We start from the raw sequence: 716 nt of genomic DNA, 5'->3' as shown, positions 1-716 counted from the left end.
GAGACGGTCGCGACGTCGTCGGCGGTCGAAGCGATCTCCTCGACGGTCGCCGAGAGGTCGTTCATCTCGCCGTAGACCTCCTGGAAGCGGTCGCTCTGTTCTGCTGCAGCGGTCGCGATCTCTTCGGAGGAACGACTGACTTCGCCGCCAGCCTTTTCGATCTCTTCGACGCGGCCGGTGACGTCGACGCTGACGTCGTCGACGTCCTCGGCGAGAGCCTGAATGTCGACGATGGTGCGTTCGAGTTCGGCAACCATCTCGTTGAACGCGGTCGCGATCTCGGCGAGGGCCTCGTTGTCGACGTCCTCGTCGAGACGCTGGGTCAGGTCGCCGTCGGCGGCGACGGCCATCACCGCCCCGAACTCCGCCGCCTTTCGTTCGAGCCGGTCGGCGAGTTCCTCGGCTTCACGTCTGGCTTCGGCGGCCTCCTGACTCGCGGCTTCGGCTTCGGCTTTCGAGGCTTCGACGTCCTCGATGTAGCTCTCGAGGTCCGTCCGCATCGTCTCGAGTGATTTCCCGAGCGTGCCGGGGACGTCCTCCTCGAGGACGGGATCGTCGAACGCCTGTCTGGCGATGGCGTCGGACTGGTGGGTCGCCGTCTCGACGTACTGGCTGATCTCGCGGAACGAATTCCGGACTTGCCCGATTTCGTCGATTCGGCCGTCGGTGGTGATCTCGACGTCGGTATCGCCGTCCGAGAGTGCGGTGGCGTCGTC

The 716-nt window shown here is 65.4% G+C and carries 1 protein-coding gene; it reads right to left on the bottom strand.

What is annotated here, in order from left to right; genetic code table 11:
- Positions 1–716: HAMP domain-containing protein (locus tag FYC77_RS20045; RefSeq protein ID WP_149083252.1), on the bottom strand; the 716-nt coding region annotated here is incomplete at both ends.

This window comes from Natrialba swarupiae (genome assembly GCF_008245225.1).
In the GTDB taxonomy this organism is placed as follows: domain Archaea; phylum Halobacteriota; class Halobacteria; order Halobacteriales; family Natrialbaceae; genus Natrarchaeobius; species Natrarchaeobius swarupiae.
This window is presented reverse-complemented; position numbering and strand designations above follow the sequence as displayed.